General features: G+C 55.8%; 20 protein-coding genes, 1 pseudogene and 1 riboswitch. Of the genes and pseudogenes, 7 read left to right on the forward strand and 14 right to left on the reverse strand.

The features are described from left to right. The 6 genes and pseudogenes from gcvT to glyA form a co-directional block, all read right to left on the reverse strand. Positions 1 to 118, reverse strand: a pseudogene (gene gcvT / locus ACRZ96_RS17560) (glycine cleavage system aminomethyltransferase GcvT); the annotation flags it as partial. Between the two features lie 16 nt (positions 119 to 134). Beyond that, positions 135 to 557, reverse strand: coding sequence for a universal stress protein (locus ACRZ96_RS17565; protein WP_170393736.1), 423 nt, complete (start codon positions 555 to 557; stop codon positions 135 to 137). A gap of 75 nt (positions 558 to 632) precedes the next feature. Continuing rightward, complete coding sequence (locus ACRZ96_RS17570) at positions 633 to 2,006, reverse strand: alanine/glycine:cation symporter family protein (protein ID WP_480705942.1); 1,374 nt, start codon at positions 2,004 to 2,006, stop codon at positions 633 to 635. A gap of 25 nt (positions 2,007 to 2,031) precedes the next feature. Next, positions 2,032 to 2,976 carry a lipoyl synthase gene (gene lipA / locus ACRZ96_RS17575; protein WP_480705944.1) on the reverse strand — a complete coding sequence of 315 codons (945 nt, stop codon included), beginning with the start codon at positions 2,974 to 2,976 and terminating at the stop codon, positions 2,032 to 2,034. 14 nt (positions 2,977 to 2,990) lie between these two features. After that, complete coding sequence (lpdA, locus tag ACRZ96_RS17580) at positions 2,991 to 4,370, reverse strand: dihydrolipoyl dehydrogenase (protein WP_480705946.1); 1,380 nt, start codon at positions 4,368 to 4,370, stop codon at positions 2,991 to 2,993. A gap of 11 nt (positions 4,371 to 4,381) precedes the next feature. Continuing rightward, entirely contained in the window at positions 4,382 to 5,635 is a 1,254-nt protein-coding gene (glyA, locus tag ACRZ96_RS17585; protein ID WP_480705948.1) for a serine hydroxymethyltransferase, read from the reverse strand. A 147-nt stretch (positions 5,636 to 5,782) separates the two neighbouring features. Between glyA and ACRZ96_RS17590 the strand changes: the two genes are divergently transcribed. The 4 genes from ACRZ96_RS17590 to ACRZ96_RS17605 all read left to right on the forward strand — a co-directional run bounded on the left by ACRZ96_RS17590 (position 5,783) and on the right by ACRZ96_RS17605 (position 8,845). Further along, the gene (locus ACRZ96_RS17590; protein WP_170393747.1) at positions 5,783 to 6,385 is read left to right on the forward strand and encodes a helix-turn-helix domain-containing protein; all 603 of its coding nucleotides are present in this window, start codon (positions 5,783 to 5,785) and stop codon (positions 6,383 to 6,385) included. Between the two features lie 62 nt (positions 6,386 to 6,447). Next, positions 6,448 to 7,407: a dihydrodipicolinate synthase family protein gene (locus ACRZ96_RS17595; RefSeq protein WP_480771725.1), complete on the forward strand. Its 960-nt coding sequence runs from the start codon at positions 6,448 to 6,450 to the stop codon at positions 7,405 to 7,407. Further along, a complete protein-coding gene (locus ACRZ96_RS17600; RefSeq protein ID WP_480771726.1) occupies positions 7,398 to 8,330 on the forward strand; it encodes a 4-hydroxyproline epimerase in 933 nt (310 codons plus the stop codon). The genes ACRZ96_RS17595 and ACRZ96_RS17600 overlap by 10 nt, the downstream gene beginning before the upstream one ends. Then, positions 8,327 to 8,845: a putative molybdenum carrier protein gene (locus tag ACRZ96_RS17605; RefSeq protein ID WP_170422505.1), complete on the forward strand. Its 519-nt coding sequence runs from the start codon at positions 8,327 to 8,329 to the stop codon at positions 8,843 to 8,845. The genes ACRZ96_RS17600 and ACRZ96_RS17605 overlap by 4 nt, the downstream gene beginning before the upstream one ends. Here the strand turns inward: ACRZ96_RS17605 and ACRZ96_RS17610 are convergent. The 3 genes from ACRZ96_RS17610 to thiB are packed head-to-tail and all read right to left on the reverse strand — an operon-like array spanning position 8,833 to position 12,015. Continuing rightward, on the reverse strand, positions 8,833 to 9,525 hold the full coding sequence (locus ACRZ96_RS17610) for a thiamine ABC transporter ATP-binding protein (RefSeq protein ID WP_170393755.1): 693 nt from the start codon (positions 9,523 to 9,525) through the stop codon (positions 8,833 to 8,835). The genes ACRZ96_RS17605 and ACRZ96_RS17610 overlap by 13 nt on opposite strands. Continuing rightward, positions 9,512 to 11,059, reverse strand: a complete 1,548-nt coding sequence (locus tag ACRZ96_RS17615; protein ID WP_480814888.1) for a thiamine/thiamine pyrophosphate ABC transporter permease ThiP — start codon at positions 11,057 to 11,059, stop codon at positions 9,512 to 9,514. Before ACRZ96_RS17615 ends, ACRZ96_RS17610 begins: the two co-directional genes overlap by 14 nt. Further along, complete coding sequence (gene thiB / locus ACRZ96_RS17620) at positions 11,035 to 12,015, reverse strand: thiamine ABC transporter substrate binding subunit (RefSeq protein WP_223118453.1); 981 nt, start codon at positions 12,013 to 12,015, stop codon at positions 11,035 to 11,037. Before thiB ends, ACRZ96_RS17615 begins: the two co-directional genes overlap by 25 nt. 32 nt (positions 12,016 to 12,047) lie before the next feature. Further along, a riboswitch (TPP riboswitch) is annotated at positions 12,048 to 12,153 on the reverse strand. A 179-nt stretch (positions 12,154 to 12,332) separates the two neighbouring features. On the opposite strand from thiB, the gene ACRZ96_RS17625 reads away from it, so the two are divergent. Beyond that, positions 12,333 to 12,563, forward strand: a complete 231-nt coding sequence (locus ACRZ96_RS17625; protein ID WP_170422513.1) for a type II toxin-antitoxin system CcdA family antitoxin — start codon at positions 12,333 to 12,335, stop codon at positions 12,561 to 12,563. Next, a complete protein-coding gene (locus ACRZ96_RS17630; RefSeq protein ID WP_170422515.1) occupies positions 12,563 to 12,862 on the forward strand; it encodes a CcdB family protein in 300 nt (99 codons plus the stop codon). The genes ACRZ96_RS17625 and ACRZ96_RS17630 overlap by 1 nt, the downstream gene beginning before the upstream one ends. Before the next feature lie 70 nt (positions 12,863 to 12,932). Here the strand turns inward: ACRZ96_RS17630 and ACRZ96_RS17635 are convergent, their stop codons facing one another. The 4 genes from ACRZ96_RS17635 to ACRZ96_RS17650 form a co-directional block, all read right to left on the reverse strand. Next, positions 12,933 to 13,343 carry a universal stress protein gene (locus tag ACRZ96_RS17635; RefSeq protein WP_170422517.1) on the reverse strand — a complete coding sequence of 137 codons (411 nt, stop codon included), beginning with the start codon at positions 13,341 to 13,343 and terminating at the stop codon, positions 12,933 to 12,935. Positions 13,344 to 13,356: 13 nt separating this feature from the next. Next, positions 13,357 to 14,664: a TRAP transporter large permease gene (locus ACRZ96_RS17640; RefSeq protein ID WP_170393768.1), complete on the reverse strand. Its 1,308-nt coding sequence runs from the start codon at positions 14,662 to 14,664 to the stop codon at positions 13,357 to 13,359. Positions 14,665 to 14,824: 160 nt separating this feature from the next. Further along, complete coding sequence (locus tag ACRZ96_RS17645) at positions 14,825 to 15,823, reverse strand: TRAP transporter substrate-binding protein DctP (protein ID WP_170625728.1); 999 nt, start codon at positions 15,821 to 15,823, stop codon at positions 14,825 to 14,827. A gap of 119 nt (positions 15,824 to 15,942) precedes the next feature. Beyond that, the gene (locus ACRZ96_RS17650) at positions 15,943 to 16,443 is read right to left on the reverse strand and encodes a TRAP transporter small permease subunit (RefSeq protein WP_170393772.1); all 501 of its coding nucleotides are present in this window, start codon (positions 16,441 to 16,443) and stop codon (positions 15,943 to 15,945) included. 616 nt (positions 16,444 to 17,059) lie between these two features. Here ACRZ96_RS17650 and ACRZ96_RS17655 point away from each other — a divergent pair. Next, positions 17,060 to 18,541, forward strand: a complete 1,482-nt coding sequence (locus ACRZ96_RS17655) for an aminotransferase-like domain-containing protein (protein ID WP_170562173.1) — start codon at positions 17,060 to 17,062, stop codon at positions 18,539 to 18,541. 310 nt (positions 18,542 to 18,851) lie between these two features. On the opposite strand, the gene ACRZ96_RS17660 is transcribed toward ACRZ96_RS17655, so the two are convergent. Continuing rightward, positions 18,852 to 20,126 carry a hypothetical protein gene (locus ACRZ96_RS17660; RefSeq protein ID WP_480791140.1) on the reverse strand — a complete coding sequence of 425 codons (1,275 nt, stop codon included), beginning with the start codon at positions 20,124 to 20,126 and terminating at the stop codon, positions 18,852 to 18,854. Positions 20,127 to 20,132: the final 6 nt, after the last annotated feature.

Genomic DNA, 20,132 nt, shown 5'->3' on the forward strand with positions numbered 1-20,132 from the left:
GCTCCCCCATAATCCCCAAAGGATACTGAACAGGCATCTCCCATCCCGCAAAATCAACCAACTTACCCCCCAACTCAACATGCAAAGCGTGAAGAGGCGTGCGTTTTAGTTCGGTCATCAGACTAACCTTTCAATCAGCGGGACTGGTCGCGAACAACCGTGACGGTGCAATGCGCGTTGCGCACGACGCGGGCCAGGTTCGGGCCAATCTCGTAGTTCGGAAAATCGCCTTTGGTCGAAGCCATGACGATCAGATCAAAGCCCTCTTTGTAGGCGAGCTTCAGTATCTCACGATAGACGCTGCCTTCTTCGATATGGATCGCCACATCAGATGCACCGTTGTGATCCAGTATGGCCTGCACCGCATTGCGCACGTGGTCTTTTGCGCCTGCGCCATAGTTGGCGGGCAGGTTCGGCAACTGGATGATCTCAGGAATGACGGCAATCGCGTGCAATTCGGCACCGTAGAACTTTGCTTGTTCTTGTGCGAGCGGCAGGGCGTTCTTCCACGAACGGTCGTCGGTGTGATCAATCGGCAGCAGGATTTTCGTGGCCATCACGTCTCTCCTCGAGAAATGGAATTCTGTTTGAAGCCGGGGGGCCGGGATGGCCCCCCGTATTTTCATCCGAGATTATTCGGCGGGTGTGCCGCCTGGCTCTTCGGACTTGCCGCCCGAAGCGAAGAACTCTTTCGTCAGTTTGAAGACGATCGGGCTCAGCAGCGCCAGGGCGATCAGGTTCGGAATGGCCATCATCGCGTTCAGCGTATCGGCCAGCAGCCAGATGAAGCCCAGATCCGCTGTTGCGCCAAAATAGATCATGACGATCCACAGGACGCGGTAGGGCATCAGGGATTTCACGCCTAGCAGAAACTCAACACATTTCTCGCCATAGAAGGACCAGCCCAGAATGGTGGTAAAGGCAAAGATCGACAGAGCGATGGCGATGAGATACCCACCGATACCCGGCAGCGACAGTTCGAACGCGTGACTGGTTAGTGCTGCACCGGATTCACCCGATGTCCACGCACCCGACGAGATGATCGCCAGACCGGTGATGGTGCAGACGATGATTGTGTCGATGAACGTACCCAGCATCGCGATCAGGCCCTGGTTGACCGGACCTTTGGTCTCGGCTGCGGCGTGTGCGATCGGAGCGGAACCCAGACCGGCTTCGTTCGAGAAAACACCACGTGCCACACCAAAGCGGATCGCGGCCCAAACGGCAGCACCCGCGAAACCACCTTCGGCGGCCGACGGGGTGAAGGCGTAGGTGAAAACAAGCGACAGAGCGGAGCCGATGTTACCGATGTTGATCAGTAGAACCAGCAGGCCTGCGACGATGTAGGCAATCGCCATGAACGGAACCAGTTTACCTGCAACCGCACCGATGCGGGTGATGCCGCCCAGGATCACGGCCGCGGTCAGAACCATCAGGACAGCGCCGGTAACCGAAGTGTTCAGGCCGAAGTTCGACTCCAGAACCTGTGCAACACCATTGGCCTGTACGCCGTTGCCGATGCCGAACGCCGCGATTGCGCCGAACAGAGCAAATGCAACACCCAGCCAGGCCCATTTCGCGCCGAGGCCATTTTTGATGTAGTACATCGGGCCGCCGACATAGTTACCAAGCTCGTCTTTTTCGCGGTATTTCACCGCGCAGACAGCTTCGGCATATTTGGTGGCCATGCCCACCAGGGCGGTCATCCACATCCAGAACAAGGCACCCGGACCGCCCAGGAAGACAGCAGTGGCCACACCAGCGATGTTGCCCGTACCGATAGTCGCAGATAGCGAGGTCATCAGCGCGTTGAACGGGCTGATCTGGCCCTCGCCCTGACCTTCGCGGCCTTTGAACAGCAGGCTGAAGCCCGTGCCAATGCGCAGGATCGGCATGAACTTCAGGCCGACCTGCAGGAAGAAGCCAACGCCGAGAATGAGAACCAGCATCAGCGGCCCCCACACGACGCCATTGATGGCCCCTACGATTGAATTTAACGCTTCCATGGTTTCCCTCCCATTTGCGTTAGGTTTATGCCCTGTTCGCCAAAGCCCGCTGGCGGGCCTGCTTGAGGGCGGCAAAGTCTTCGTCCGCGTGGAACGATGATCGGGTCAGCGGAGTTGCCGACACGTGCAAAAAGCCCTTGGAACGCGCGATCTGTTCCAGTTGGGCAAATTCTTCCGGTGTCCAGAACCGGTTAATCGGATGGTGTTTAGGGGTCGGTTGCAGATATTGGCCGACGGTCAGGAAATCGACATTGGCCGCGCGCAGGTCGTCCATGACCTGACGGACATCGTCCAGACTTTCGCCAATCCCGACCATCAGGCCAGATTTGGTAAAAAGCTCCGGGTTCGCGCGTTTGGCATCATCCAGCAGACGCAGCGAGGTGTAATAGCGTGCACCCGGTCGCACAGTTGGATAAAGGTGCGGCACAGTTTCCAGATTGTGGTTGAAAACGTCCGGCGCCGCTTCAAATACGATCTCTGACGCAGTGCCTTTTCCAAGAAAATCGGGTGTCAGAACCTCGACAGTCGTTCCGGGGTTCTGATGGCGCACGGCACGGATGGTCTGAGCGATATGCTCGGCCCCACCATCTGCCAGATCATCGCGATCGACCGAGGTGATCACCACATGACGCAGGCCCAGCTTCTTGACGGCGGCGGCGACTCGCCCGGGTTCAAACACATCCAGAGCATCCGGGCGACCCGTTGAGACATTGCAGAACGAACAACCCCGCGTGCAAACCTCACCCATGATCATCATGGTGGCGTGGCGCTTGGACCAGCATTCGCCGATATTGGGGCAGGCGGCTTCTTCGCAGACCGTCGCCAGATCATGCTCGCGCATGAGGCGTCGTGTTTCATAGTATTCAGCGCTGTCGCCCTTTTTCTTGCGAATCCACCTGGGCTTGCGCGGGATGACACTGTCGGCCTTTTTGGCTTTTTCCGGGTGGCGAGGACGAAGCTGGATGGTCATCTGGCTGGTCTCCCTTATGCGTGGATCGCGCGGCCCAGGGCGTCGAGGCAGGCTTCTTTGACGGCCTCGCCCATGGCCGGGTGCGCATGGCAGGTTGCAGCGACTTCGGACACCGTTGCGCCCTTTGTCATCGCCAGAACCAGTTCAGCGATCAGATCGCCGCCATGGGCTCCGCAAATATGCGCACCCAGGATCTGGCCGTTCGGGTCTGCCAGAACCTTCACTGCACCGTCTGTTTCACCGGTCGAACGCGCGCGCGAGTTCGCCATGAAGGCGAATTTGCCGACCGAATACTCGGCACCGGATTCTTTCAGTGCTTCTTCGGTCAAACCAACCGAGGCGACTTCGGGGTCGGTGTACACCACGCCGGGAACAGTGTTGTAATCGACGTGGCCAGCTTCGCCTGCCAGCATTTCTATACAGGCGACACCATCTTCTTCGGCCTTGTGCGCCAGCATAGGTCCGGGAACGCAATCACCGATGGCGTAGATGCCCGGGACAGATGTCTGAAATGCGCCGTCAACTTCAATGAAACCGCGTTGGTTCACGGCCACGCCCAGCTCTTCCAAGCCAAGGCCACGTGTGACTGGGCGGCGACCCACGGCGATCAACACCTTGTCGGCCTCGATCACTTCTTCTTTGTCCTTGCCGACGCGGTCCACAGTTAGTGTCAGGCCAGTATCCGTTTTGTCGACGGATTTCAGTGCCCGGCCCAGCTGGAATTTCAGGCCACGTTTTGACAGCGCGCGTTGCGCCAGTTTGGCAATTTCACCATCCATGCCGGGCAGCACGCGGTCTAGATATTCGACGACCGTAACTTTGGCTCCGAGACGCGCCCAAACTTGCCCAAGTTCCAGTCCGATGACACCGGCACCGATCACCACCAGATGCTCGGGCACACTCTCCAGCGCAATCGCGCCCGTCGAACTGAGGATATCTTGCTCGTCAATCTCAATCCCTGGCAACGGGGTAGGTTCAGAACCAGAGGCAATGAGGATGTTCTTGGCCTCATGGACTTCGTCACCCACCTTGACCTGACCAGCGGCCGGAATACTGGCCCACCCTTCGATCAGATCAACGCCGTTTTTCTTGAACAAAAACGCAATGCCCTTGGTCAGGTCGCCTACGATCTTGTCCTTGCGTCCCATCATTGCGGGTACATCGATGCTGGCCCCCTCGACCGCAATACCGTGGGAGGAGAGATGTGCAAGTTCGGCATATTTGGCCGAGGAGGTCAGCAACGCTTTGGAGGGTATGCACCCCACATTCAAACAGGTCCCGCCAAGCGCACTGCGGCCTTCAACGCAAGCGACTTTCAGGCCCAGCTGTGCCGCGCGGATCGCGGCGACATAGCCGCCCGGACCGCCCCCGATGACAATAAGATCGTAAGTCATTTGGTCTTCTTTCAGTAGATCGGGTGGCTTGCGCAGAGCGCGCGGACCTTTTCACGGGTTTCCTTTTCGACGGTCTCGTCACCGTCAGACGATCGTGCCAGCGCGTCCAACACATCACCGATCATGTGGCCAATCTGTTTGAACTCTTCTGGTCCAAACCCACGGCTGCAGCCTGCGGCCGTACCAAGACGGATGCCGCTGGTGACAGTGGGCTTTTCGGGATCACCCGGAACGCTGTTTTTGTTGCAGGTGAATCCTGCACGCTCCAGCGCGGCTTCGGCGTCTTTGCCGGTTACGCCGACTGGGCGCAGATCAACCAGCATAAGGTGGTTTTCAGTGCCGCCCGAAACGATGTCGCACCCGCGCGCCATCATCACGTTGGCCAGTGCCGAGGCACTGTCGACAACGCGCTGCATATATTCTTTGAATTCAGGCTGCAGCGCTTCACCAAATGCGACTGCCTTGCCTGCGATCACATGCATCAGGGGGCCGCCCTGCAGACCCGGGAAAACAGCCGAGTTGATCTTTTTTGCCAGCGCTTCATCGTTTGTAAGAATAATCCCACCGCGCGGACCGCGCAGCGTCTTGTGCGTAGTCGACGTAACAATGTGTGCGTGCCCGATGGGCGAGGGGTGCAGGCCGGTCGCAACCAAGCCCGCGATGTGGGCCATGTCTGCCAGAAGCCACGCGCCAACTTCATCGGCAATGGCGCGGAAGCGTGCGAAATCGATCTTTTGCGAATAGGCCGATGCGCCTGCAATGATCAGTTTGGGCTTTTCGGCTTTCGCCAATTCTTCAACCTGATCATAGTCAATCAGCCCGGCCTGGGTCAGGCCATATTGAACCGGACGGAACCACTTGCCGGACTGGGCAGGTTTTGCGCCATGGGTCAGGTGACCCCCAGCATCCAGCGACATACCAAGAATCGTGTCATCTGGGCTGAGTAGTGCCAGCTTAACCGCTCCGTTGGCTTGCGCGCCTGAGTGCGGCTGAACGTTTGCATATTCACAGCCAAACAGCTTCTTCAAGCGATCAATGGCTTCTGCCTCAACCTCATCCACATATTCACACCCGCCATAATAGCGGCGACCCGGATAGCCCTCGGCGTATTTGTTTGTAAGTACGGAACCCTGCGCATCGATCACTGCCTGAGAGACGATGTTTTCGGAAGCGATCAGTTCGATCTGTTCAGCCTGGCGTATGCCCTCGCGTGCGATCGATACTGCGATGACGGGATCAGCCTCGGTGAGCGGTTTTGTGAACATGATCTCCTCCTGTAATCTCGTTTCCAGTGTACGAAATTTTGTTTCCTATAGTGGAATTAGTGTACGTAAGGCAACAAAAATTTCATCACAGTAAAGTTGTTTGGCTCGGGGGAAATGAGTAAGCTTTGATAAAACAAGGAGATTCCCATGTCTGAGGACAACCTGAAAGATGGTGCCGGACCGGAAGAACAGGACGAGGGGGCGGCTTTGGGTCGGTCGATCCGGGATGCACGCCGCGCAAAAGGCTGGACATTGGAGGAGGCCGGGCGCGAAGCGGGAATCGGTCGATCAACACTTTCAAAGATCGAAAACAACCAGACACGTCCAAGTTTCGAGATCGTGCGGCGGCTGACACAGGCCTTGGACATGAATACGCCACAGCTGTTCTTGCAGTCCGCCCAATCGGGAATTTCGGGGCGACGTGATTTTACGCCGAAAGGGCAAGGCGAGATAAGAAATACGCCGACCTACATGCATGAATTGCTGTGCTCGGACCTGACCAGTAAGCGAATGCTTCCTTATATCGCGACGATAAAAGCGCGTGACATATCAGAATATGAGAACTGGATCAGGCACACAGGCGAAGAATTTATGTACGTTATCAGTGGCGAGTTGATATTCGTATCCGAGCATTACCGCCCCTTACCGATGAAACCCGGAGATTCTCTGTACTACGATAGCGGTATGGGGCATGGCTGTATTTCTACGAGTAAGGAAGACGCCAGGGTCCTGTGGGTTTCGCTGGAATGACACGTTAGGCCACGGCGCTTTCGCGCAGAATACCAATACCAACCTGAGCAAACGGATATCTCATGGACCGGACTATTTTCACTGGAACTATGCCTGCCCTTATGACGCCGTGTAAGGCCGACAGGACACCTGACTTTGACGCGCTGGTCAAAAAGGGCAAAGAGATGATCGCGGCCGGCATGTCCGCTGTCGTCTATTGTGGCTCGATGGGGGATTGGCCGCTTCTGACGGATGCCCAACGGATGGAGGGCGTGGAACGACTGGTCGACGCTGGCTTGCCGGTTGTCGTGGGGACGGGTGCCATCAACTCGAATTCCGCTGTGGCGCACGCAGCACATGCACAGAAGGTCGGCGCGGCAGGGTTGATGGTTATCCCTCGGGTTCTGTCACGAGGCTCATCGGTTGCCGCGCAAAAGAACCACTTCAAGGCTATTCTTTCTGCGGCACCGGACGTGCCTGCGATCATCTACAACAGCCCTGTCTATGGGTTTGCCACCCGTGCGGAATTGTTTTTTGCACTGCGGGCCGAGCATCCGAATTTGGTTGGCTTTAAGGAGTTCGGGGGCAAGAGCGACATGCGCTATGCCGCCGAACATATTACATCGCAGGACGATCAGGTCACTTTGATGGTAGGCGTCGATACTGAAGTCTACCATGGGTTTGTGAATTGCGGCGCCACCGGATCGATCACCGGGATAGGAACGGCGCTGCCCAAAGAGGCATTGTTGCTTGCGGCGCTTTCGAAAAAGGCAGCAGAGGGACATGCCGAAGCACGGTTGCGCGCGCGGGAGTTGGACGAGGCATTTGGCGTTCTGGCAAGTTTTGACGAAGGCACGGATCTTGTTCTTTACTACAAGCATCTTCTGGTGCTGAACGGCGAAGAAGAATACCGCCTGCATTTCAATGAAACCGACGTGTTATCTGACGCCCAGCGAACTTACTGCGAGCAACAGTACAATTTGTTTAAGTCGTGGTTTACCGATTGGGTTCGTCAGGGTGGGGTCATTGCGGAATGCATGTGATTGACAGCCATACCGGTGGAATGCCCACACGGGTCATTCTGGACGGGGGGCCTGATTTGGGTTCAGGATCACTGGCTGAACGCGCCAAGCGACTGGCAACGGAACATGAGCGGTTCTACAAGTCTGTTCTACTGGAGCCACGCGGCCAGCCCGGCATGGTCGGGGCGCTCCTTGTCGAACCGGTCAGTGCTGAATGCAAAGCGGGCGTGATCTACTTTGACGCAGATGCGGTACTGGGCATGTGCGGCCATGGGACGATCGGGTTGGGCGTAACATTGGCGCATCTTGGACAGATCGAGGTTGGCGCGCACCGAATCGAAACTCCAGTAGGTGAGGTTAAGATTGATCTGCTGGACGCCAACACCGTGCAGGTCACCAACATTGAAAGCCGCCGCGTACATCAGTCCGTGACGGTCGAGACTGCAGAGTATGGCCCCGTCACCGGCGATGTCGCTTATGGCGGCAATTGGTTCTTCATTGTCGAACCAAGCCCGATCCCGGTTGCGCCTGAGAACATTCGCCCGCTGACCGACATGGCTATCGCAATTCGCGAAGCCTGCATTGCGCAAGAAGTTGGTGGCGAAAATGGCGAGCTGGTTGATCACGTGATCTTTCAGGGCACCTCACCGAATGCAGGTATTCATAGCAGAAACTTTGTTCTGTGCCCCGACGATGACTATGACCGCTCGCCTTGCGGCACCGGCAGCTCGGCCCGGCTGGCCTGCCTCGCGGCCAGTCGGCGCTTGTCCGCTGGGGAAGAAATCGTTCAGGAAAGCATCATCGGAAGTTCGTACAGGCTGTCCTATCAGCCGGGGCAGGGCGGAGGCATTGTTCCCCAGCTAACTGGCCAGGCGCATGTGATGGCAGAGGGTAAGCTCTTCTTTGCGCAGAATGATCCGTTTCAATTTGGTATTGCGCGTTGACGCAGGGAGACGAGCAAGACGGAATCCCATTCGGGCGTCGTGTTCAGAAAATCGTATCAGGTGGACAAACCGGCGTAGACACTGCCGCATTGGAGTTTGCCCGCGCAAACGGCATCCCTTACGGCGGCTGGGTGCCGAAGGGTCGAACAAATGAGGATGGGCTGATCCCGGCTCATCTCAGCGGGCTTGTTGAAACGAAGTCTGAAGATGTCGCTGAACGGACAAGGCTCAACGTCTTTGCCAGTGACGCCACGCTTGTTTTTATCGACGGGTCAGACAGTCCCGGCACGCGGAAAACGGTTGAGTTTGCAGTTGATGCTGAAAAACCGCATCTGGTGGTGGATATCAGAAAAGGAAAGGCCGATTGCGCGCAACAGATACGTGCTTGGCTGAGCGCCAACCCTGTGACTGTTCTGAACATTGCAGGCCCGCGCGCTTCGGAGGCCCCCGAGATTGGTCCGCGTGTGCACGAGGTGCTGGACGCTTGTCTGGATCAGTTCATTCAGCCCAAATAATCGCGCAGCGCTGGCGGAGGATTGTTGAAGAGTGTCTCGGTCTCAGCAGGTGGATGTGCGATTTGATCCGCAACCAATACGGTTTGGTCGGTTATCCGAAGCGCATCCCGTGGGTCGTGGCTGACCATAAGCAGGGTGGTTTTGGTCTCGGCGACTAATTCAGCGACCAGATCGAGCATCTCTGTTTTCAGGGCAGGGCCAAGGGCGGCGAAAGGTTCGTCGAGCAATAACACCTGACGCTTTTGCACGAGGATTCTGGCCAGCGCCACGCGGCTTTGCTGACCACCTGATAATTCAGCGGGCTTTCTGGCCGCCATTCCCTGCAGGCCAACGCGGCCGAGGGCCGATTGAATGTGGTGTTGGTCGTCTGCAGTCAAACCTCCATTGGGCCTTAGGCCCAGGGCGACATTCTGTTCGGCGCTCAGGTGAGGAAACAGGTTTCCGTCCTGAAACAGCATTGCCATCGGTCGACTGCCTGGTGGTAATGTCGATAGGTCATGATCCTTCCAGTGGATGTGCCCACTTCTCAGGTCTCGAAAACCGGCGATAGTTTCAAGAAGTGTTGATTTTCCTGCCCCCGACGGACCGATGATCGCAACGCTGGATCCGGCCTTGACCTCAAAGTCAGCGCTTAATTGGAAATCGCCATTTGCGATGATGCAATTGTCAAGCTTCAGCATGCCAGCGACCCCCTCGATCCAGAACCCAGAAAACACCCATCGATAGTATAAGCAGCAGCAGCGCGCCTCCTGCTGCGGCCTGCATCTGGTAGGCGCCCATCAGGCGGTAGATTTGCAGGGGCAGCGTTGCGATCTGCGCATCTGCAAACAGGGCGATCACACCCAGATCACCCATGGACAGTGCCGCCGTCAGGCCCGCGGCAAAACCGACCTGGGGGCGCAGGCGTGGAAGCATGACACGCAAGAAAAAGGACCAGTTGTTCATGTTCAGGGCCAGTGCCAACCGCCCGTGCCGTTCCAATACATCACGCGCTGCGGGAACCAAAATTCGAAGGGCGAAGGGCAAGGCCATGACCGCGTTCACAAGCGCGGTTACCGGCAACGCAAGAGTTGTCGGATTGGCCAGCGGGCGGATCAGAATAAAGAGACCCGTACCAATGACCAAGGGCGAGGCGGCGAGGCCAAGAAGTCCGCCAAGTTCGACGATGCCGAACCGGCCTGTCGCGACGGCTGTCGCCATGGGCAGTGCCAGCAGTAATAGGAGCATGGTACTGGCGGCGGCAACACAGATTGAAATTATAGCGGCACGGAACACCAAAACCGGCATCTCAAACAGCCCAGCGATACCCGAAATCGTGACGGATGCCAGAGGTAGCAGCAGGAACGCGGCGGCGATGATAATCCAAAACGCATCCAGCAGTGGTCCTCGGCCATCCCAGCGCCGGATCTCACGATTCAGGCCGGTACCGAACCCGTCGCCGCGCGAGAACTTTAAGGCTGCCAAAGCAGCCGCTGCGGTCAGGACAAGTTGCAAAGCGGATAATAAGGCGGCGCGCCCTAAGTCAAAATCATATGTAAAGGCCTGATAGATCGCGAGTTCAATCGTGGTGGCGCGCGGCCCTCCACCCAGCGTCAGGGCAACCGCAAAACTGGTCAGGCAAATGGCGAAGATCACGGCCAACACTCCGGGCAGAATGCGGCGAAGCATTGGCAGTTCGATCAAACGGAACATTGCCATTCCTTCGCACCCAAGTTGGGCCGCTAGCCGGAAACGCTCGGCAGGGATCTCCTGCCAACCCTGCAAGATCAGGCGTGTTGCCAGAGGTAGATTAAAAAATACGTGGGCCAGAACGACGCCGTGCAGCCCATAGATTCGAATGGGCGGCAGACCGAAATAGCCCAACGCGTCCGAGATCCATCCTGCCCGGCCAAAGACCTGAAGCAATCCCAGAATGGCGACGATGACCGGTAGGATGAAAGGTGCACCCAACAGCGTGATCAGGACTCGCCTGCCGGTGAACCGGCGGCGCGCCAGTGCGCGGGCGACCGGAATAGCCAGACCGGCGCTGAACATTGCAGAGAGCGTCGCCTGGAGCAGGGTAAAGCGTAAGGCAGCCCAGTCGGCGGGACCAAACCCGCCGCCTGCATCTGCCCGCACCGCCGCCATGAACAACGTGCCCAATATCAGTGCGGCAACGATGGCCGCCGCACTGACACCGGGGAGTGGGTTTACTGGCTGAGTGCGCCCAACCATTCCGAAAGCGCCTGTTCCCGCGCAATGGCGGCTTGGTCCTGATCAAACAGCAGAGACTTCTGAGGGATCGTTAGAGTTTCAAAACCTTCGGGCAGACCGGAAGATGGAGTTACGGCAGGGTACATCCAGTTGGTCGTTGGAATGATCGTCTGAAACGCGTCAGACACCATGAAGTTCAGAAACTGATCTGCCAGCTCGGGCTGATCGGAATTGGCTAGCTTGGCCGCAACCTCGATCTGCATATAATGGCCTTCGTCAAAGGCTGCTGCTGCTTTGCTGGCATCTTCCTCGGCAATCAGGTGATAGGCTGGCGAGGTCGTATAGCTTAGAACCATGTCGGCCTCACCTTCAAGGAACAAGCCATATGACTCGGACCAGCCCTTGGTAACCGTCACGATATTGTCAGCAAGGTCAGCCCAGATTTCTTGGGCTTCATCGCCATACGCGGCCTTGACCCACAGCAGAAGACCCAGCCCCGGCGTCGATGAACGCGGATCCTGAATGATGATCTTGATGTCACTATCTGCCAACTCGCGGAAGCTGTTAGGAGCGGCAAAATCTGCATTGTGAACAAATGCAAAGTAACCCCAGTCGTAGGGGGCAAAAACTGTGTCGGTCCACTCGATGGGCAGAGCATACTCGGCAGTGACTGAATGAGGTGCAAACAGGCCGGTTTCTTTAGCTGCCGATATCAAGTTGGTATCCAAACCCAATACAATATCGGCGTCGCTGTTTTCGCCTTCCAGCCGAATGCGTGACAGCAGTGCCGCGCCATCTTCGACGCCGACAAGGTTCAGGTCGCATTCGCATTGCGCTTCAAACGCCTCTTCGACCTTCGGGCCGGGGCCCCAGTCCGAAACGAAGCTGTCGTAAGTATATACGGTCAACGTGGGCTTATCGGCTGCCACAGCCGAAGTCGCAGTCAGTATTCCCGCAGCAATTGCCAGATGTTTCATATCATCCTCCAATGCGGCGAGAGGGTAAGGATGGATGAAACCTGTACCTTTCCCTCCGCCGGTTCTAGCCGGTTCAGGTTCAACGGGTTTGCCAATTGGCATCTCAGCGCGGTCTTTAGCGCACCCCGAGGTAGGGTCGTGATTAGGGGGATGAGAGGCTGATTTCAACCGAAATCGTTAGGTTCTCGTTCAATAAGCATTGAATGAAATACCATAAGAACGAGCCACGAAGCCAGAGAAGTCCTTTAGGAGATATGCGCATATTTGACGCGCATATAGTATATTGATATTCTCAGGCACATGGAGGCCAAGAAAGAATGAACACTCAACCACGCAAACCGACCAATCTATCACTTGATAGCGCATTGCTCACCGAGGCCAGAGCGCTGAACGTGAACCTGTCGCGTGCCGCCGAAGAAGGATTGCGTGCCGCCGTTGCCGCTGCGAAGGCAGCACAGTGGAGGGCCGAAAACGCGGAGGCACTGCTAAGCTCAAACTCGTATGTTGAACGGCACGGGTTGCCCTTGGATGGCTTTCGTCAGTTCTGATGCCGAAATACGATGTATTCCACAACCCATCCGGCGATGGCTATCTTCTGGATGTGCAAACCGATCTTCTGAGCGATCTGAATACCCGCATGGTGGTGCCGCTTTTACCAAAAGCACATGCGCCGAAACCAGCGACCCGCCTCAACCCTGAGTTCCTGATAGATGGTGAGCAGGTTGTAATGGTGACCCAGTTCATGGCTGCTGTTCCTGTGGGGCTCCTCAAATCACCAGTGGGTCATCTGAAAGATGATTTCGAGCAGATCACCGTGGCCGTAGACATGCTGATGCAAGGGTTCTGAACGACAATGGCTGGCCTCATTGGCCAGCCATCTTGCACGCATAACACCTGTCAGGTGTTATGCTTCTGCTCTACTTGTCGCGCAGTACCACGACACTGCAATGTGCATGGCGGACAACACGTGCAGCCGTTGAACCGATCAGATAGTCCGAAAGGCCCGGTTGGTGTGACGCCACCACTATGCAGTCCACTTTGTGTTCTTCGGCCCAATCCAGAATGGAATTTGTTGGATGACCTGTAACAACATGAGTGCCGATCTTCGGAGACTCCATCGATGCGTTCAGTTTGTCCTCAAAATCAGAAACGCTTTTCTGAACCTGCTCGGGTGGAAAGTACGACCCGATATACGAAGGTAGTTCTTCGAGAACGGACAGCACCGATACTGTCCCGCCATCCGTCAGCAAGCGGCTTGCTGCATCCAGAGATTTGGCACAGTCGTTGATGTGATCAGGGGCGACTGGAACGAGGATATGGTTATACATCTGTACCTCCGGATTATTTCAGGATGTTGGGCAACCAGGTGGCGATCTGCGGGAAGATGAAGATCAGTGTCAGGCCAACGAACTGGAGTGCCACAAACGGGCCAACCGAATTGTAGACATCCCCCATGCTGACATCCTTGGGCAGAACCCCTTTGATCCAGAACAGCACAAAACCGAACGGAGGTGTCAGGTAAGCGATTTGGATGTTCACGATGAACAGCGCGCCAAACCACAGCTTGTCGATCCCCAATTCGTCGATAATCGGGATGAACAGTGGTGTGCAAAGCATGATGATGGCCCAATCATCCATCACCATACCCAGGACGAGGATGATCAGCATCATCATCAGCAGGATGCCGGTTGCACCGCCGGGCATGGAAAGAACCAGATTGGTCAGCAGGTCCTGGCTGCCAAGCGTGTTGAACACATTAAGATAGACTGTGGCACCAATCAGAATCCAAAGCCCCATACCGCTGAGCTTCAAGGTGGACACCAACGATTCCCTCAGCACCTCCCAGGTCAGTTTGCCGTAGATCAGGTTGATGACAAAGGCGCCTGCGGCACCAAATGCGGCAGCTTCCGCCGGTGTTGCGATACCGCCCCAGATGACGCCCAGAACGATGATGATGAGTAAGGCAAACGGCCAGATGCTGAGAACGGCGGTCAGTTTTTCGGTGCGGGTGAATTTCTGATCAGCGGGCAGGGCGGGGCCCAGCTCGGGCTGGATTTTACAACGTACGCCGATGTAGATCGTGTAGAACGTGGCCAGCATCAGGCCGGGCAGCAACCCCGCCATGAACAGGTCACCGATCGAAACCTTGGCGAGCAATCCATAGAAGATGAACGGAACGCTTGGTGGGATCAGCGCACCCAACGCACCGCCTGCCGCGATACAACCGATCGCGATACGGCGATCATATTTGTAGCGCATCATCGAAGGATAGGCGATCTGACCCATCGTGGTGGTCGCCGGTGGCGTGATGCCGGTGATTGCAGCAAAAACAGTACAGACCTGAACTGTACCCATCGCGAGACCACCATGAATGTGGCCGATCAGCTTGTAAACGGCATCATAGGCCGTTTCGGCTATCCCCGAAAATCTTATGAGTGAGCCCATGAACAGGAACAAAGGCACTGTGACCAGTACCGAATTCCAAGGCGTTGAATAGAATGCACTGGGCACGGACAACAGCGCGCGAGGTTCGAAAACCAGGGCAAATAGAACCGCTGTTCCGCCCAAGCCGAACGCAACCGGCAGCCCCATGAAAAGGATCCCAAACAGTATTAAGAAATACAGCGCTGTAATTAGTTCGAGGCTCATGATCTTTAGTTTCCCTACCTAGTGGCCGTTCGCGCGGTCTTTGCCGGGTTGCGTGTCAGCAGTGCTTTTAACACTGACATGCGCCCGTCTGGTCCGCTGGCCCGACGATCGGGCCAGCGAAAGAGTTTTAGCTATATTGGAAAGATGACATTGCGCGGGATTATTGCGCGTTCGCCTTGTCTTCCAGGAACCTCTTGAAGATTTCCACGCCTTTGGCGTTGCCCTCGGATGCGGCCGCAACCTGCGGCCAAACCTCGGCAATGGATTTCTCGCGCATACGAGCAACTTCTTCATCGCTCAGCTCGATTACTTCACCACCGGCATCGCGCAGGATTTGAAGCGCTTCTTCGACACCTTCCGCATGCATGCGGCTGGTTTCGAAATAGGTTTCTTCGAAAACTCCGTTGATCTTTTCGCGCTGCCAGTCGGTCAGTGCGTTCCAGCTCTGCAGGTTGATGAAGATCTCCTGGTGCTGAGCAGGGTTCCAGCCGGGCATGATCGCATAGTCGATTACTTCCTGGAACGACATGTCATCGATGCCGCCTGTATCCCAGTAGGTGCCTTCGATGGTGCCCAGTTTGATTGCGGTGTAAATCTCACCACCGTTCATCGAGACCGGCGCGCCGCCCATGGTCGAGTGAAAGATGGCCTGGGGTCCACCGGCGCGCATCTTGCGGCCTTCCAGATCTTCCAGTTTTTCGACCCGGAACTTGGTGAACATTGCGTTCGGTCCCTGGTTGGTCCAGCCTGCCCACTGCAGGTTCCGCGCATTGGCGGCCTCTTGCACGATGTCACCAACGCGGTAGTCGGGGTTGCCCCACATCACTTCCCACGCTTCTTCGGTGTTGTCGGCGCCCATGGCCATGCCAAACGCCAGCATGCCTTCGGGCATGTCGCCGCCATAGACTGAACCCCAGCCCGCGTAACCATCGGTCAGACCAGCCGCCGCTGCGCCAAAGGCCTCTGCACCACTGACCAGCGCCCCTGCGGGCTCAACACGGATTTTGACCGTGCCTTCAGTCGCTTTTTCAACTGCTTCAACCCAAGGGATCAGGCCATTGTCCCAGCCGGCATCGGTCTGGTCAAATGCGGGCTGGAAGGTCCACTCGGTTACTTCATCCGGCGGCCCATCTTGTGCGACGGCAATGCTTGCGGTCACGGCTATGGCGCCTGCCCACATGGTTGTGTGCACAAACCTGTTTGGTTTCATGTTAATTCCTCCTCGTTAGTGGATCAGTCTGTTTTCGTTTGTATTTACAGGCGCCCAGAACAGCGTGCCTAACTGCGCCCGAAGATCGTTTGCAGATCGCGGAGCAAGTGTTTCAGGACCACCAAGAGAACCATTGCACCGCTGAGTGGGATCGCAAATTTGATCGGATAAATCGGGATCGGAATGGATGTCGGGGTCTTCTGATTAAGCATCAAGGACAGCGATGCGGCTTCGTAACCCTTCCAGATCAATGCGACCAGAAACAGGATTGCAATCGGTGCCGTCAGGACATCCAAAATCGCTTTTGACCGCTTGCTGGCGTTTGCATAAAACAGGTCGAGTTTGACGAAACTGTCATGCTGCAACGCATAGACGCCGCCGGTGCAGGCCAACAACACCATCGCAGCTTGCAATGTGGTGCCGATCCACTGGGAGGGCGCGTTCAGTACATAGCGCATGAATACGTCCGACACGCCAAACGCCATGCAATACAAGATGAGAAACCAGCCTATGCGGCCCATGACTTCTGAGATTGCGCTTGTCAGCTTTTCCAGACCGCGCATCAGCATGCCAACCTCGTTGTGTTTTTCATGGATCTGGTTCTCCCTCAAGAAATCTGTGCGCTGAATTGATGTACTTGACCCTTCGCGTCGGGGTCCGGACGGACATCAGAGAAACGTTTGCTGAATCGCTGTTCACAGAGTCGACGCATATCCCACTCCTGCAAAACCATGCGAACGGTCTCCCTCCCTAGTCGCATCGAACGGCCCGGGTGATCCCTAATTTCGACATGGAACTTCCCGGATCGCTACAGCAAACGCGAAGGAGTTCGACTGAGAAAGATACAGTTGTTTGTAATAATGGGTACAGATTTCATCGCGCCAAGTGACTGTTCGATGCCGCGATTCAGTCCCGAGCGTTAAGATGTTACAAGTTCAACAATGGCAGCGCAGGTTGCTTAAGCATATCTCAGGTCGGTATAAGTACTTTAAAAACATAGCGTTGGCTGAAGCCTCTTTTTTGAGTTATCATCAACCCGCTTTTAGTAAGAGCGCTATTGCTTTCAGCATTGCCAGCACAGAATTTGGGAATTTGGCGTCGTTTCCACTTTGCATGGAGCACTTGAAAACATGGATACAGTTTGCAAATCGCGTCGCAGAATTTGCGACTAGAGCCTGACAGGACATGACACAACGGTTGAGCATCGACAAATCTCAGTCCAGCGGTTTGCGAGATCAGATCGTCTCGCAGATTTCACGACTCATTTTTGAAGGTTTGATGCCGTCTGGACTAAAGCTTGCCTCATGTCGGGGGTTGGCGCGGGATCTCGATGTTTCGATCAATACGGTCGTCGCGGCTTATCGAAAGCTTGAAGAAGAGCAACTGATCGAGGCCCGGCCCCGCTCGGGTTATTATGTCTGCTCTGACGTGGGGATTCGCACGGACGGTGATGCGATTGGGCGAACCAACACCCGACAGCGCACATCGATTGGCCAGAAACTGAACAAACTGCGCCGCACCGAAGAGATCGAAACCATCCAGCGCCCGAATGACTGGTACAAGTACGACTATCCGTTTGTGTGCAACCAAATCGATGATGGCGCATTCCCAGTTGCGGATTGGCGCGAATGCACTCGGTTGGCCATGAATCGAAAGCACCTGAAAATCTGGTCTGCGGACGGGCTGTACGAGGATTGCTTTGAGCTTATCGAGCAGGTCCGGCAGCGCATCCTGCCCCGTCGCGGTATTTTTGAACCCAGCGATTCAATCCTGATCACATTGGGTTCGCAAAACGGGTTATTTATCACCAGCCTGTTGTTCGGCGGGCGCGATAAAACTGCGGTTATGGAGGATCCGGGATATCCGGATGCACGCAAGATCCTTCAGGCAAATTTTGGGAATGTAAGGTTTCAACCCATTGATAGCGAGGGTTTGATCGTCGATGAACGTCTGCGCGAGGCTGACCTGGTATTCGTAACCCCCAATCGCCAGCACCCAACCACCGTTACGATGTCCGAGCGCCGCCGCAAGGCCTTGCTGCAGGCCGCTGAAGAGTATGATTTTTACATAGTCGAAGACGATTACGAATGCGATGTGGATTACCGGCATTCTACTTTGCTGCCGCTGCGCAGTCTGGATGACACGGATCGACTGATCTATTTGGGCAGCCTTTCCAAAGGTCTTTCACCAGGTTTGCGCCTGGGGTACCTGGCGGCTGCGCCAGAATTTATTGACGCCGCGCGCGATTGCCGGGGCATGATGATGCGCCATCCCCCGATGATCCTGCAGCACACTGCTGCCGCGTTCATCAACTTGGGGTACTATGATGGCTTGTTGCGCAGGGTTCGTCAGAATTATGAGCTGCGCTGGCATCTGGCTGATACGACGATCCGTGAAAAGCTACCCCATTTTCTGAAAACGGGCGAATTTGGCGGAACGGTTTTTGTGCTTTCTGATCCCGAGGCCCGGTTGGATGCCATGACGATATGTCAAGCCGCCCTAAAACGCGGTGTTATTGTGGAGCCGATCGGGCCCTGTTTTTCAAATAAAACCGCAGGGAGATACCACTTTCGTCTTGGCGTCTCGTCAATCCAACCCGGTTCTATCCGAAAAGGGATTGAGCTGTTGTCCGAAGTGATTTCAGACCTTCGCGCAACAAACTCGTAATGTACCAGGGCAGGAGGCAAACCAATAGTCCGCAAGCTTAAAAAGATTGATCGATGGTTCAATCTCCGACAGCTGAGTTTTCCCTCCACAGCATACGTGACACCAGGCTGGCTAGAAGGCTCAGGACGTACCAAGTCAACAGAAAGCCGACGCATTCCAGGGCGAATGATCCCCATTTGTAGAATAGGTCAGCAATAACAAAGGCGATAAGTAGCCAGGGGGCTTCCTGCCGCAAGAATGACTTTACGCCTTGTGATTTAATCGCTCTGTGCATGATGTAGATCCCTGAATTATAAATGGTTATAATGTTTTAGACGATAACGGGCGGATGGCGACGTGGTGCGTCATAGCGCTGCTGTGCGAACCAGGTCATGGTTGGTTCGATGTCAGTTTGGGTGTTCCCGCCCTGCAGCGTGTACCCGGCTGCCAGCCAGGTGAAGCCATCATCGGCAACCTCGGCACAGTTGGTGTAGTCGCCCCATTTTCCCAGACCCGGAGTGTCTGTGCCCCGTCGAGCGAGGGCCAGCCGCCAAGTCAGATCGATATCGTCGTATGAGCCAACAACATGGCTCGGATGCAAATTCCCACCACCCGCAAAGACCGAAAGCCCTACATCACCAACCCGGTTTACAGCTGTTGAGGGGTAGGCGAACGCGATCTGACTGTTCCAGATATCCGGTTCGTCAATCAATGACATGGTTGCTTCGTCAATGCGGACGGTCCTGACGTAAGGGAGTGGCCTGTTGGTCTGACGATTAGCTGTCCACATAAAGCCCAGAACGCCGCGTCCCAGCCAACCAGCCATAATGCGTGGATCAGTGCGCGACATCCAGTCGCCACCGGTGGTCTGCGCGGAATAATTGCCTGCGGACCAAGGCGTGACATCGATGTCGAATTCATCTATGTCCGAGGCGTTCTCGGCCCATCTGAATACGCGGATCTGCGAGTTCGTGTTGTGGCTGGCAAAGTACATCGCGCCGCGTGCGCCTTGTACGCAGCGCAGAGAAAAGTTGTCTTCTGTTTCGAATATGTCGAATGATAGCGTTGCCGCGGTCGCCAGTTCGTCCAGTGAAATCCGCAGAATGACCGAGCGGGTAAACTGGTTAGCCCCGGCCGAGAACACATTGGTGCCCGCATACATATAGTTTTCGGACAACGAAACGTGGTTATAGTCGAACCACTCATTGTTCCACGCGGGATCAAGCCCGGCGGGGGTGAAATCCCAAATGTTCCATGTGTCGTTCCCCAAGGTGCGCCCTTGTTTGACCGCAACCCGCAGTGTGTTGGTGCCCCCCTGTTCGATATATTGAAGCAGCCAGATAAGCAGATCCCTGCTTGGGTCGTAAATCGTGGTCTGGTCGCAGCAAAACCCCCCGTCAACAGGTGGGAACAACGTGAAAGGGCTCATGTGAGACCAGCTTTGGCCGCCGTCCAGTGACCGACTTGCATACCAGTTGCCAGTGGCCAGAATCTGACCTCCGTTGCTGGAAACTGTCGGCTCGCCCACAGTAGAGGTTTGGCCGTTAGTATCGAAATCTGTAAGGTTTATTGTGTTGAAAATCCTTGGCTGATGGGTCGAGGGCATAGCAGC

This window comes from Ruegeria sp. CF1 (assembly GCF_056537445.1).